Genomic DNA, 12,379 nt, shown 5'->3' on the forward strand with positions numbered 1-12,379 from the left:
GTGCCCGAGGCCGACCGCGACGGGGACGTGTTCGGGGTGCTGGCCGCCTACTCGCGGCTGCTGTCCGACCCCGACCAGCGGGTACGCGAGAAGGCCGCCCAGGACTGGATCACCTGGGAGGACGCGGTGATCTCCCAGGAGACCAACGGCAAGCCCAACGCCTACAGCGACCGGCCCGCCGACGCCGTCATGGCCATGGTCCGCATCTGCGCGCACTACTTCTCCAACGCCGCCTGGCTGGAGGAGGACGTGCTGCTGCGGAACGCGGGACGGCTGGCCGGCATCCCCGGCGCCCTGATCCACGGCCGCCTCGACATGGGCGGCCCGCTCCACACGGCGTGGGAGCTGACCAAGGCCTGGCCGGACGCCGAGCTGCACGTCGTGGAGGACTCCGGACACACGGGCAGCGAGACGTTCAGGAAGGTGCTCCACGAGGCGATCGAGGGCTTCTCCCCGGCCAAGGAGGGGTGAACCCGCGGCTCGCGATCATCTCGGGGGTTTGGACGGTGCCCCTGGTGACCATCGCCTCGCCGTCGGACGACTCCGTACGGGTGAGCCGCGGGTTCGCCGGCCGGCAGGCGGACAGGGTGCGGCGAGGCGCCGCCAGCAGCATCGCCACCCCTTGTCCGCTCGCTGACCTGCCGTAACCGTATCCGGGCCACCCATTCGGCCACCACCTATTTAGCGTTGCGGCCGGCGCGTGTTCACGTTCGTGACCTGGGCATGTCGTGGAGGTTCCGCGATCGCGGCCGGTGCGTGGGCGTGAAGGTGCGCGGGTGTGAGGCTGTGCGGGCGTGAAGGTGCGCGGGTGTGAGGATGCGCGGGCGTGAGGGCGTGGAAGTGCGCGGGCGTTCAGCGTTTGCGGCCGGTGCGCGGGCGGGAGGGGCGCTCCGGCGGCAGCACCTCCACCGACGTCTTGCGGATGTGGTCGTAGACCAGCGAGGTACGCACGTCGGCGATGTTGCGGTGCCGCGAGACGTGGTCGAGCACGAAGTCGCGCAGATGCCCGGCGTCCCGCACGCCGACCTGGATGATGAAGTCGTCGCCGCCCGACACGACGAACACGGCCAGCGTCTCCGGCAGCGCGGCCACGTAGTCGCGGAACCCCTCCACGGCCTCGCGGATCTTGGGGTGCAGGCGCACGTTGATCAGCGCCTGCACCGGCCGGCCGATCGCGTCGAGGTTGACCTCGGCGTGGAAGCCCTCGATGACGCCGGACGAGCGCAGCGAGCGCACCCGCTCCAGGCAGGTCGAGGGGGCGATGCCGAGGTGCTCGGCCAGCTCGCGGTTGGTCTGGCGGCCGTCGCGCTGCAGCTCGGCGAGAATCGCCGTATCAAGTTCGTCCACGTACGCATCTTGGCACGTCTTTCCGAATTTTCTTCGGAAATACCGCTTCCTGGTTGGTGGAACGGCGGTTTCGGTGTGACTCTTCTGGGACAACTTCGGAGGAGGGATCCGTCGATGACCGTGCTGGACGAGCTCGAACGCCGTACCGACCTGCCCACCAAGGAACTCGCGGTCAAGTGGGTGATCGTGATCGACCGCGACCTGCCCAGAGGCCTGCAGGCCAACGCCGCGGCCTGCCTGGCCGCCTCCGTCGGGGTCGCCGTGCCGGCGATCGTCGGGTCGGGCGGCGTGGACGCCTCCGGGCTCGCGCACGCCGGGCTGCCGTGGACGGGCTGCACGGTGCTGGGGGCGCCGGCCGCTCTCGTGAGCCGGATCAGGAAGGACGCCGCCGCCGAGCCCGGCCTGGTGGTGACCGACATGGCGGCCATCGCGCAGCGGACCAACGTCTACGACGACTATCTGGCCGAATTGGCGCGTACGGAGGAGCCGCCGTACTACGCGGTCAGCCTCTTCGGGCCCCGGGCGATCGTCGAGCGGCTCACGGGGCGGCTGCCGTTGCTGCGGTGAGCGGGCGTCCGGCCGGACCCGGCGCCGGACCCGGCGCCGAACGCGCGGATGCCCGCCACCCCCCTCGCGACCTGAGAGGCACCAGCCCGGGTGCCTCTCATGAGCCGCCAGGCAGCAGCCTGGCCGCCAGGAGGACCGCGAAGACGATCAGTGCCGCTCCGCACGCCGCCTCCAGCACCCGTACGGCCGCCGGAGGCAGCGCCCTGCGCAGGACGGCGATGAGCCCCGCCGAGACGAAGCACCAGGCGAGGGAGGAGGTCATGAACCCGGCGAAGAACACGGCCAGGCTTCCGGCCCCCGCGTCCTCACCCAGCACGGCGCCGACCGCCCCGGCCGCGCCCGACCAGTACACGACGTTCCAGGGGTTGCCCAGCGACATGGCGGCACCGACCGCGACCGCCCCCCGCCTGGACCGTTCGCCTGTGACCGCCCCCCACCTGGACCGTTCGCCTGTGACCGCACCCCGGCTGGACGCGGGTTCGGGCCGTGGGAAGGCGGCGTCGCGCAGGCCGGTCACCCCGAGCCAGGCGAGCAGCAGGCACCCGGCGACCGTCAGTGGCACCCGCAGCACGGGGACCGCGAACAGCGCCCCGACGCCCGCCAGCCCGAGCACCGCCCACACGGCGTCACCCGCCAGCGACCCGGCCTGCACCGCGAACGCCGGCCCGAACCCGCCCCGCACACCCCTGCGCAACGACTCGCTGAACACCGCGCCGGGCGCCGCGTTGAACACCAGCCCGATCCAGAGGGCCAGCGTGAAGATCTCGGACATGGCGTCCACTCTGTCGGCGGGCGTCGTGCCGCGTCTTGTCAGATGTTGATGGCCCGGTAGCGGCCGGGCGTGATGGCGTACGCGGCGGTGAAGTGCCGGTGGAAGTGGGCCTGGTCGGTGAACCCCAGCTCGTGGGCCACCTCCGCGACCGCCAGCCCGCCGCGCAGCCGGCGGCGGCCCTCTGCCAGCCTGGCCTGTAGGTGCCACGCGTACGGCGGGCAGCCGGTGGCCCGGGTGAAGGAGCGCACGAGGTGCTCCCGGGACATCCCGGCCTCACCGGCCAGGTCGGCCAGGCGCGGCGCGCTGGACAGGTCGGCCCGCAGCCGGTCCAGCACGGCGGCGATCCTGGCGTCCCCCGGCTCCGGCCCGGGAGACCGGCGGGCCAGGGCGGGGGCGGCGAGATCGAGCAGCCGGAGGAGCACGAGCGTCAGCCGCTCCTCGACCAGAGCGAGGACATCGTCCCCCGCCGCACCCAGGCCAAGGCCGGGAAGGTCGCTCGCGGACCCGCTCACGCCGAGGCGGTCGCTCGCGGACCCGCTCACGCCGAGGCGGTCGCTCGCGGACCCGCTCACGCCGGGGCGGTCGCTCGCGGGCTCGGTCAGGCTGGGGCGGTCGTTCCCGGACCCGCGCACGCCGGGGCGGTCGGTTCCCGTCACGGCCAGGCGGCCGGCCGCCCGGAGCAGTTCACGCCGCAGCCGAGGAGCGCGGACGACGGGGTGGGAGAAGTCCGGGGGCGGGCCGCCGACCAGCGCGCCGAGCACGCCCGGCGGGACGTACCAGCTCACGCAGGTGAACGCCGCCCCCTCGGGTGTCCGCGTGGTGCAGGACTGGACCTGGCCCGGGTTGTACGCGGTCACCTCGTCCAGATCGACCTCGAACGAGGACCGGTCCAGCCGCACCCGCTCCCGCCCGCTGACGTTGACGCTGATGACGTACTCGTCGTGGCTGTGCCGGGCGAACCCGCCGGACGCCGGCGTGACGACGGCGAGCTGGGTACCGTTCACCTCCCTGACCTGCATGCTCGCAAGATTAGGTCATACGGGAGGAACCAGGTCGAAGTAGCGATCGAGTACGGCCTTGTCCCCGCGCACGGCCAGCGCGTCGGCCGGGATCCGCCGCCACAGGAACAACATCAGATCCGACGCCGTGCCCGTCAGCTCGACGTCGAAGTCCGTCCCGTCACCGACCCGCACGTGCTCGCCGTCGAAGCACACCACCCAGTCGCCCGGCCCGTCGGCCCGCAGGAACCGGAACCGCTCGCCCGCACCCGGCGGCGCCGACGTCCAGGCCCGCCGCGCCGGCGCCATCACCTCGAACGTCTGCGTGATCGCGTCCACCGCGATCTCCTCGTGGATCGGGCCGGCCGCGCCGACGGCGTTCTCGGCGTCCCAGCGGTGCACGGCGGCCTCGATGGTCTGCATCCGCAGCCAGAACCCGACCGTGTGCTCCCGCGACCAGGTCCACGCGGGCTCGTCCGGCGAATGTTGCCTGAACAGCGCTTCGAGCCGGGCGGCCCCCTCTTCGAAGGCGGCCAGCAGGGTCGCCGGGATCGGCCCCGGAGTCGGGTGCCGGCCGGAGACCGGCCAGCCCGCCGTGTCGGCGGGGAACTCCGCCCTGGCCAGCTCGGCGGGGTCCGGGGGCCCGTCGAGCCGGTCCCTGATGATGGCGATCACGAATCGATGCACCGCGGCCAGGTGGAACACCAGATCGGACATCGTCCAGTCAGGGCAGGACGGCACGACGGGCGCGTCACCCGCCTCGGCGGCCCTGCGGGCGGCGTCGTGGAAGGCGCGTACTTCCCGGTGGAAATGTGCGGCAGCATCCATGGCCTCACTGTGCCGCACGCCGGAGATCCACCTCCATCGGTTTACGCCGCGCGCGCGACCCGGCGATCCCGGCGATCCCGGCGACGGCCAGCGCGAGCCCCACCAGCGCGGCGCTCACCCACAGCGGCGACCGGAACCCGAGCCCGCCCTCGATGGCCAGCCCGCCCAGCCCCGGGCCGAGTGTGGCGCCCACGTTGAACGCCGCCGTGGCGAAGGCGCCGCCCAGGGTGGGCGCGCCGGTGGCGGCGTACATGACCTGCGAGATCAGCGTGGACCCGACCGCGAACGACAGCGTCCCCTGGACGAGGACCAGCACGATCGCCGGCCCCGCCGCCCCGGCCGCCAGCGCGAACACGGCCCAGCCGGCCGCCAGCGCCACCCCGCCGGTCACCATCAGCGGCACGGGACGGCGGTCGGCGATCCGCCCGCTGATCGTCACCCCGGCGAACGAGCCGAGCCCGAACAGCGCGAGCATCGCCGGCATCCAGGAGGAGCCGATCCCGCTGACGCCGGTGAGCACCGGCGCGAGGTAGGTGAAGGTGCAGAAGGTGGCCCCGTTCACCAGGGCGCCGAGCAGCAGCAGCACCAGCAGCCGGGGCCGCCGCAGCGCCCGCAGCTCACCCCGCACGCTCCTCCCGGCACCTCCCTCCGGAGCCCCGTCCGTAGCCCCGTTCGGGGTCCCGTCCGGAGCCCCATCCGTGGTCCCGTCCGGAGCGCCGCCGGGCACGGACTTCAGGACCGCGACGATGGCAGGCACCAGCGCCAGGGCCACCGCCCAGAACGCCGACCGCCACCCCCACACCTCGCCGAGCAGCGCCCCACCGGGCACCCCGGCCACGCAGGCGATGGTCACCCCGCCCAGCAGGACGGAGGTGGCGCGCCCCTTGGCGTCCGACGGCGCCAGGGCGACGGCGGTCGCCATGGCCACGGCCAGGAACCCGGCGTTGGCCAGCGCCGCCACGACGCGGGTCACGACCAGCACCTCGTAGCTGGTGGTGACCGCGCCGACGACGTGCGCGAGAAGGAAGACGACGAGGAAGGCGAGCAGCGCGGCCCGCCTGGACAGCCGCAGGCTCAGGGCGGCCATCAGCGGCGCCCCCACCACCATCCCGGCGGCGAAAGCCGAGGTCAGCAGCCCCGCGGCGGGAATGGACACGCCCAGGTCGCGGGCGATGGCGGGCACGAGCCCGGACAGCATGAACTCGGACGTGCCCTGGGCGAAGACCGCCAGCCCGAGCAGGTAAACAGCGAAAGGCATCAGACAGCTCTCACAGGAAGGCGGGCAGGACGGAAGACCGGTCCCGCTCGCGATGAAACAGCCTGGCGGCGGCGCGGGAAGGCAGCGCGCGGCTCAGGCTGGAATGGCCCGTGACACGGTGATCCGGATGGCGAGAGCGCCCATGGAGAACACCCGCCTCAAGGGGCGGGGAGGCAGCGCGGAACAGCCACCGGACGACCGGTGGCTAGCGTCTTGACGCCTCAGGGCTGGACATGGGCGTCAATTTAGCATGGACGCGACCGTGGAGCGCTGGGAGAAAACGATGAACGCCAGACCGTACGTTGTGATCTTCGACGTGAACGAGACGCTCATCGACATGGAGCCGCTGCGGGCCAGGTTCGAGGACGTGGGGCTGTCCGGGGAGCAGATGCCGACGTGGTTCGCGAGCGTGCTGCGCGACGGTTTCGCGCTCACGGCGACCGGCGGGTTCGCCGAGTTCGCCCGGATCGCCGCGGACGTGCTCAAGGGGCTGCGGTTGCAGGACAAGGCGGTGGACCACGTGCTGAGCGGGCTCGCCGGCCTGCGGGTGCACCCCGACGTGCCGGACGGCATGCGGAGCCTGCGCGAGGCGGGCATCAGGCTGTTCACCATGACGAACGGCTCCGCCGCGATGACCGCGGGCATCCTGCGCCGCGAGGGCCTGCTGGACCTGGTGGAGGCCACGCTCGACGTGAGCGGCCCGCGTGCGTGGAAGCCCGCCAGGGCGGCCTACGAGTACGCCGTGGGCCTGGCCGGCGTGGTGCCCGCCCAGGCGACCTTGGTGGCCGTGCACCCGTGGGACGTCCACGGCGCCCAGCGGGCCGGCCTGTCGGGTGCGTACCTGGACCGGCGCGGCGTGCCGTACCCGAGCGTGATGTCCGCCCCGCACGTCACGGCCCCCGACCTGCGCGCGCTGGCGGCCCTGTGGCGATGAGGGGTCAGTGCCGCCGCAGGAAGTCCAGCACCATGGGGCTCGCCACCTGCCTGAACTCCTCGAAGTACGCGTGCCGCGCCCCCTCGATCATCCGCAGCTCGGCCCCCGGGATGCGCCCGGCCAGCAGCGGGGCGTTGGCCGCCGGGTTGAAGACGTCGTCGGTGCCGTGCACGACCAGCGTGGGCGCCGTGATGCCGGGCAGCGCGTCCCAGGCGTCGTGACCGGCGCTGGCGGCCAGGTGGCGGCGGCGCGCGTGGGCGGGCATCCGCGGGTCGCCGATGGTGCGGTACGGGCCGGGGTGGGCGGCCAGCCAGGCGGGCGTGTACATGAGCTCCAGCAGCGCCCGCTCGGCGGCGGCCCGGTCGGGCTGGGCCAGCGACCTGCGCACCTCGTTGCTCCGCTCCACCCCGTGGGCGCCGCCCGGCGAGCTGCAGCCGAGCACCAGCGCCCCGACCCGCGCGGGATGGTCGGCCGCCAGCCACTGGGCCACCCGGCCGCCCATCGACGTGCCGTACACGTGCGCCCGCTCCACGCCCGCCTCGTCGAGCACGGCCAGCACGTCGGCGGCGAACCCGCGCGTGCTGTACGGCTCGTCGGGCTTGTCGCTGCCGCCGGTGCCGCGGTAGTCGAGGGTGATGGTCCGGTAGGAGCCGAAGTCGTCGCGTACGGAGTCCCACCAGCGGTGGTCGTTGGCCTGCCCCTGCAGCAGCACGAGAGGCTCTCCGTGGCCGCGGACCTGGTAGGACAGCTTCACGTCGTCAGGGGTGGTTGCATAGGACACGAACTCGATGGTGCCATGTCCGGTGCGTTGCCCCGGCTCCGACGTCCCTGGTGAGAGCCCACGAGAGAGAGGACCACACCGATGAAGTACATGATCCTTTCGTACGCCTCCCAGCAGGACTACGACGAGATGTCCGGCAAGGACGCCGGGCGCGGCGCCTGGTCGGGGGAGGACCTGGCGGCGATGACGACGTTCATGGCGGCCGTCAACAAGGAGCTGGAGGAGTCGGGCGAGCTGGTCGAGACCCGCGGCCTGGCGGCGCCCGTGCACACCCGCAGGGTCGGCCTGCGCGACGGGGTCCCGTACGTGACCGACGGGCCGTACGCCGAGACCCAGGAGGTGCTGGCCGGCTACTGGATCGTCGAGTGCGAGAGCTTCGACAGGGCCGTGGAGATCGCCGGCCGCCTCGGCCGGTGCCCGGCCCCCGAGGGCGCCTACGCCAACGTCCACGCCGACATCAGGCCCGTCATGGAGTCGGCCGAGGACATGGGGTTCTGATCGCCGTGAGCGGACCCGAGGACCTGCTGCGCGAGCTGGCGCCGCAGGTCCTCGGCGCGGTCGTGCGCCGTTACGGGCACTTCGACCTCGCCGAGGACGCGGTCCAGGAGGCGCTGCTCGCGGCGGCCATCCAGTGGGCGCGGGACGGCGTGCCGGACGATCCGCGCGCCTGGCTCGTCACGGTGGCCGCGCGCCGCCTGACGGACCTGCTCCGCGCCGAGCAGGCGCGCCGCCGCCGCGAGGACACCGTCGCCGCCCGCGCGCTGCCGGACGACTGGCTCTCCCCGCCCGCCGACCGGCCGCCGCCCGCGTCGGACGACACGCTGGTGCTGCTGTTCATGTGCTGCCACCCGTCGTTGTCGCCGCCCTCGCAGATCGCGCTCACGCTGCGCGCGGTCGGCGGCCTGACCACGGCGCAGATCGCCCGCGCCTTCATGGTGTCCGAGGCGACGATGACGCGCCGCATCACCCGGGTCAAGGACAGCGGCGTGCCGTTCCGCCTGCCGGGGACCGCCGAGCGCGCCCAGCGGACGGGCGCGGTGCTGCACGCGCTCTACCTGATCTTCAACGAGGGGTACGCCAGCACGTCGGGCCCCGACCTGCACCGGGCCGAGCTCGCGGCCGAGGCGATCAGGCTGGCCCGCATGGTGCACCGGCTGCTGCCCGATGACGCCGAGGCGGCGGGGCTGCTGGCCCTCATGCTGCTCACCGACGCGCGCCGCCCGGCGCGCACCGGCAAGGACGGCGCGCTGATCCCCATGGCCGAGCAGGATCGCACGCTGTGGAACGCCGCGTTCATCGCCGAGGGCGTCCAGCTCGTCACGAACGCGCTCTCCCGGGGCGTTCCGGGGCCGTACCAGCTCCAGGCCGCCATCGCCGCCCTGCACGACGAGGCGCCGACCGCGGAGGAGACCGACTGGCCGCAGATCACGGCCCTGTACGAGCTGCTGATGCGCGGCTCCGGCAACCCCATGATCGCGCTCAACCACGCCGTCGCCGCCGCCATGTCCCGCGGCCCCGAGGCCGGGCTCGACCTGCTCGAAAGCCTCGCCGGCGACGACCGGCTGTCCGGCGACCACCGGCTGCACGCGGTCCGCGCGCACCTGCTGGAGATGTCCGGCGACGGCCAGGGCGCCCGCGCGGCGTACAGGGAGGCGGCGCGGCGCGCCATGAGCCTGCCCCAGCAGCGCTACCTGCACGCCAGGGCCGCCCGGCTAGAGCCTGATGTGCCGGATCGTGACCCCGATCCGCCGCAGCCGGTGGCGTAGCGGGCCGTCGGCGTCGGCCGCCAGGCTCAGCCCGGCGGAGGCCGCGATCCGGTCGGCGACCTGCGGCACCGTCAGCCGGTCCGTCTCGACGTGCTCGGCGAACCGCGGCGTGCGCAGCCGCTCCAGGCACCCGTCGAGCCTGGCGACCGCGAACGCCTCCCGCTTGAGGCTGCGGCTCAGCGAGCGCTCCCGCAGCCGCGCCAGCACCGTCTCGCGGCCGGCGACGAGCGCGAAGTGGCGCACCTCGTGGCCGGCCTCGCGCAGGCGGCCCAGGATCTCGTCGTAGTAGGCGGGTTCGACCAGCGTCATCGGCGCGATGACCACGCCCGGCTGCTTGCTCAGCACCAGGTCCAGCACCTCGAACACGCCCTGCCGCCAGGCCGGGTGCAGCTGGAAGTCCGAGCGCAGCGCGCGCGGCGTCATCCTGTGCAGGCCCATGCCGACGTACTCGGGATCGCACACCACGCTTCCCGGCAGCCTGCGGTGCAGCTCGTACGCGGTCTGCGTCTTGCCCACCCCGAACGGGCCGTTGATCCACACGAGCATGCGGCTCAGCTTAGGGCGGAAGACAGTGAGACTTCCCACGTTTCGAGCGGGTTTGGCGTCGAATGGAGCCATGGACGACACGATCCCGATCGGCGAGGCCGCGCGCCTGCTCGGAGTGAACGCCTCCGCCCTGCGGTACTACGAGGAGCGCGCCCTGGTCGCCCCGGCGCGCCGCCGCCAGGGGCGGCGCGTCTACGGCAGGCAGGAGCTGCGGCGGCTGGTCTTCCTGCGGACGATGCAGCGGCTCGGCGTGCCCCTGGACACCGCGGGGGCGATGCTGGACGCGCCCGGCGAGCAGTGGCGGGCGGCGGTGCAGGAGCGGATCGGCGAGCTGGAGGCGGTGATCGTCCGGGCCAGGGTGGCGCAGGAGGTGCTCCGCCACGGGCTGCGCTGCCAGGAGGAACATCCGGCCGTGGAGTGCGAGGTCGCCGTCGCGATGCTGGACCGGCTCATCGACGGCTGCACGTTCGAGCAACTGGCGGCGGAGCACGATCCGCGGTGGACCGGGCGGCCCGCAGGACCGGCGGCGGAGCACGATCCGCGGTGGACCGGGCCTGCGGTCGAAAAATAGTCGTCGTGGCGGGGGAATGGATCCCGCCGGGGTGTGGTTACATATCTCGTGGCCGGTGTGCCCAGTGTCCCCGGGCCTCACCTATTGCCTTCACGGAATACCGTTCGGCTGGAGCCGTGTTGTGCCTTTCGCCGAGAGGCGACACGCACACCGGTACGCACTCGTAGAGCGCCCGCCCTCCCCGGAGGGCGGGCGCTCACGTGTGTGCCCGCAGATACGGGTCCGTGACGCCGCCGGGAGAGGCCAGCGCCTCGGAGTCGAGCCCGGTCAGCCGCGCCCCCGCCTGGTAGGCGCTGTCCAGGAACTCCAGCACGGCTCCCACCGGGTCCTCCATGGTCCGTACGTCGTCGTAGCGGAGCACGGCCAGATGGCTGCCCCTGGCGGGGACCCACTCGGCCTGGGCGGGCCGCAGCGGCTCCCGTTCCAGCCCCTCGGGCTCCGGCGCGGTGTAGGAGTAGAACGCCGGCCACGGCCGCTCCTTGTCCCCGAACCAGAACCCCGAGCTGATCACCTCCCAGCTGTAGGCCTCCCGCGTCACCGGGTCGGCGTCGGGCGAGACCTTCACCACCCGCCCGGTGAACCGGGTGACCGCGATGTCGAAGGTGTGCCAGAAGTGGTGCACCGGGCTCGTCTTGCCAGCGAAGTCGGCGGCGAACCGGTCCAGGAGCTGCACCACCTGCGACAGGATCCGCCAGTAACGGTTGATGAGCACCGGGTCGTAGCGCGCGTGCAGGGTGTCCTCGGCGAACGGCGTGTCGTCGCTCAGGTCGAACGGCACGGCCCAGATCTCGGGCCGGATCCCCAGCCCGGCCAGCGTCTCGAAGAGCCGGTCGTGGAACGAGGCCACCGACCTGCCGATCAGGCTGAACTCCGCGCTGCGCCCGTCGAAGACGTCCACCACCAGCCGGTGGCGTACGAGGTCGAAGTCGACGCAGAACAGCGGCTGCTCGCCCAGCCCGCCCATCGGCCGCGTGGTGAGCCCCCGCCCTGTCGGGTGGAACGGCACCTGCCACCAGTGGTTGCGCCGGTTGCTCGACGCCAGCCGGATCTTCCCCACGATCTGCGCGAACCTGTGAAAGGTCTCCTTGGCCTCCTTCCACTCCGCGAGCGGCATGGCCGGGAACAGCTCCATGACGGCCCCCTCCGACGTAGAGCATTTCCCGACAATCGTAACTACTGGGAGTATTCGGTCAGCTCCCAGGGGTCGTGCGCGGAGAAGACCGCCACGCCGTGCTCGTTCGCGAGCGAGCGCAGGCGCTCCTGGCTCGACAGCCGCCGCCCCTCGTCCACCTGGGCCTGGACCTGCACGAGATCCATCAGCGGGTGCGGGCGCGGCTCGCGGGCCAGCTCGCCGTGGTAGAAGTACGCGTCCCCGGCGTGCAGCAGCCACCGGTCGCCGTCCCTGACCGCCACCCCGGCGTGCCCGTCCGAGTGCCCGTCGAGCGGCACGTAGAGGAAATCGTCGTCCGGCAGGCCGGTCAGCGGCCGCACCCCGTCCACGCCCAGCCACCGGGTGCCCGTGCCCGGATACGTCACCCAGCGCGGCGTGTGCGCCCAGTGCGAGGGCCGGTAGCGGCGGTTGGGGGCCTGTTCCAGAGCGGCCTTCAGCTCGGCCTCCATGACGTGCACCTCGGCGTGCGGGAAGTCGGGCAGGCCGCCGCTGTGGTCCACGTCCAGGTGGGTCAGGACGATGTGGCGCACGTCGGAGGGGTCGTACCCGAGCGCCGCCACCTGCCGCACGGCCGTCTCGGCGGGGGACAGCACCGGCTCGACCAGCTCCGCCCACTCGCGTTCGAGGTGCAGGGCGGGGTCGGCCACGTCGTCCAGGCCGAGGCCCGACTCCACGAGGACCAGCCCGGAGGCCGGGGTCTCGACGAGCAGCGCGTGGCAGACGGCGCGCGCGGGGGACAGGCCGTCGGGGGAGTCGATCTCGCGCATCGAGGCGAGGTTGAGATGGTGAATTCGCATGCGGATAGACTGCGACTTGAAGTGCGGTTCAAGTCAAGGAGCC

At 73.0% G+C, this 12,379-nt stretch carries 15 protein-coding genes and 1 pseudogene; 7 read left to right on the plus strand and 9 right to left on the minus strand.

From position 1 onward, the window contains the following. Positions 1 to 471, plus strand: a pseudogene (locus AB0I79_RS24470) (prolyl aminopeptidase); the annotation flags it as partial. Continuing rightward, positions 468 to 647: a hypothetical protein gene (locus tag AB0I79_RS24475; protein ID WP_357876607.1), complete on the plus strand. Its 180-nt coding sequence runs from the start codon at positions 468 to 470 to the stop codon at positions 645 to 647. The pseudogene AB0I79_RS24470 and the gene AB0I79_RS24475, both read left to right, overlap by 4 nt. A 205-nt stretch (positions 648 to 852) precedes the next feature. Here AB0I79_RS24475 and AB0I79_RS24480 read toward each other — a convergent pair whose 3' ends face one another. Further along, positions 853 to 1,347 (minus strand): Lrp/AsnC family transcriptional regulator, encoded by a 495-nt coding sequence (locus tag AB0I79_RS24480; RefSeq protein ID WP_253756801.1) that lies wholly within the window; start codon positions 1,345 to 1,347, stop codon positions 853 to 855. 114 nt (positions 1,348 to 1,461) lie between these two features. Between AB0I79_RS24480 and AB0I79_RS24485 the strand changes: the two genes are divergently transcribed. Next, a complete protein-coding gene (locus AB0I79_RS24485) occupies positions 1,462 to 1,914 on the plus strand; it encodes a DUF2000 domain-containing protein (protein ID WP_357876609.1) in 453 nt (150 codons plus the stop codon). A 97-nt stretch (positions 1,915 to 2,011) separates the two neighbouring features. Here the strand turns inward: AB0I79_RS24485 and AB0I79_RS24490 are convergent, their stop codons facing one another. Genes AB0I79_RS24490 through AB0I79_RS24505 form a run of 4 tightly spaced genes read right to left on the minus strand, consistent with a single transcriptional unit; the run spans position 2,012 to position 5,770 of the window. After that, a complete protein-coding gene (locus tag AB0I79_RS24490; RefSeq protein ID WP_357876611.1) occupies positions 2,012 to 2,686 on the minus strand; it encodes a LysE family transporter in 675 nt (224 codons plus the stop codon). A gap of 38 nt (positions 2,687 to 2,724) precedes the next feature. Further along, complete coding sequence (locus AB0I79_RS24495; protein WP_357876613.1) at positions 2,725 to 3,705, minus strand: AraC family transcriptional regulator; 981 nt, start codon at positions 3,703 to 3,705, stop codon at positions 2,725 to 2,727. 15 nt (positions 3,706 to 3,720) lie between these two features. Next, positions 3,721 to 4,512, minus strand: a complete 792-nt coding sequence (locus tag AB0I79_RS24500) for a maleylpyruvate isomerase family mycothiol-dependent enzyme (protein ID WP_357876615.1) — start codon at positions 4,510 to 4,512, stop codon at positions 3,721 to 3,723. A 4-nt stretch (positions 4,513 to 4,516) separates the two neighbouring features. Then, a complete protein-coding gene (locus tag AB0I79_RS24505; protein ID WP_357876617.1) occupies positions 4,517 to 5,770 on the minus strand; it encodes a Cmx/CmrA family chloramphenicol efflux MFS transporter in 1,254 nt (417 codons plus the stop codon). A 283-nt stretch (positions 5,771 to 6,053) separates the two neighbouring features. Here AB0I79_RS24505 and AB0I79_RS24510 point away from each other — a divergent pair, with 283 nt between their 5' ends. Further along, on the plus strand, positions 6,054 to 6,704 hold the full coding sequence (locus AB0I79_RS24510) for a haloacid dehalogenase type II (RefSeq protein WP_357876619.1): 651 nt from the start codon (positions 6,054 to 6,056) through the stop codon (positions 6,702 to 6,704). A gap of 4 nt (positions 6,705 to 6,708) precedes the next feature. On the opposite strand, the gene AB0I79_RS24515 is transcribed toward AB0I79_RS24510, so the two are convergent. Continuing rightward, positions 6,709 to 7,485: an alpha/beta fold hydrolase gene (locus tag AB0I79_RS24515; protein ID WP_357876621.1), complete on the minus strand. Its 777-nt coding sequence runs from the start codon at positions 7,483 to 7,485 to the stop codon at positions 6,709 to 6,711. Positions 7,486 to 7,566: 81 nt separating this feature from the next. Between AB0I79_RS24515 and AB0I79_RS24520 the strand changes: the two genes are divergently transcribed. Together AB0I79_RS24520 and AB0I79_RS24525 are read left to right on the plus strand one after the other, a co-directional pair. Then, entirely contained in the window at positions 7,567 to 7,983 is a 417-nt protein-coding gene (locus AB0I79_RS24520; protein WP_357876623.1) for a YciI family protein, read from the plus strand. Next, positions 7,983 to 9,251, plus strand: a complete 1,269-nt coding sequence (locus tag AB0I79_RS24525) for a DUF6596 domain-containing protein (protein WP_357877416.1) — start codon at positions 7,983 to 7,985, stop codon at positions 9,249 to 9,251. The genes AB0I79_RS24520 and AB0I79_RS24525 overlap by 1 nt, the downstream gene beginning before the upstream one ends. On the opposite strand, the gene AB0I79_RS24530 is transcribed toward AB0I79_RS24525, so the two are convergent. Continuing rightward, complete coding sequence (locus tag AB0I79_RS24530; protein ID WP_357876625.1) at positions 9,198 to 9,797, minus strand: AAA family ATPase; 600 nt, start codon at positions 9,795 to 9,797, stop codon at positions 9,198 to 9,200. The genes AB0I79_RS24525 and AB0I79_RS24530 overlap by 54 nt on opposite strands. 70 nt (positions 9,798 to 9,867) lie before the next feature. On the opposite strand from AB0I79_RS24530, the gene AB0I79_RS24535 reads away from it, so the two are divergent. Further along, positions 9,868 to 10,368: a MerR family transcriptional regulator gene (locus tag AB0I79_RS24535; RefSeq protein WP_357876627.1), complete on the plus strand. Its 501-nt coding sequence runs from the start codon at positions 9,868 to 9,870 to the stop codon at positions 10,366 to 10,368. A gap of 196 nt (positions 10,369 to 10,564) precedes the next feature. On the opposite strand, the gene AB0I79_RS24540 is transcribed toward AB0I79_RS24535, so the two are convergent. Together AB0I79_RS24540 and AB0I79_RS24545 are read right to left on the minus strand one after the other, a co-directional pair. Next, on the minus strand, positions 10,565 to 11,500 hold the full coding sequence (locus tag AB0I79_RS24540) for a DUF5996 family protein (protein WP_357876629.1): 936 nt from the start codon (positions 11,498 to 11,500) through the stop codon (positions 10,565 to 10,567). A gap of 41 nt (positions 11,501 to 11,541) precedes the next feature. Continuing rightward, on the minus strand, positions 11,542 to 12,336 hold the full coding sequence (locus tag AB0I79_RS24545; protein ID WP_357876631.1) for an MBL fold metallo-hydrolase: 795 nt from the start codon (positions 12,334 to 12,336) through the stop codon (positions 11,542 to 11,544). Positions 12,337 to 12,379: the final 43 nt, after the last annotated feature.

The organism is Nonomuraea sp. NPDC050202 (assembly GCF_040656115.1).
Classification (GTDB): Bacteria; Actinomycetota; Actinomycetes; order Streptosporangiales; family Streptosporangiaceae; genus Nonomuraea.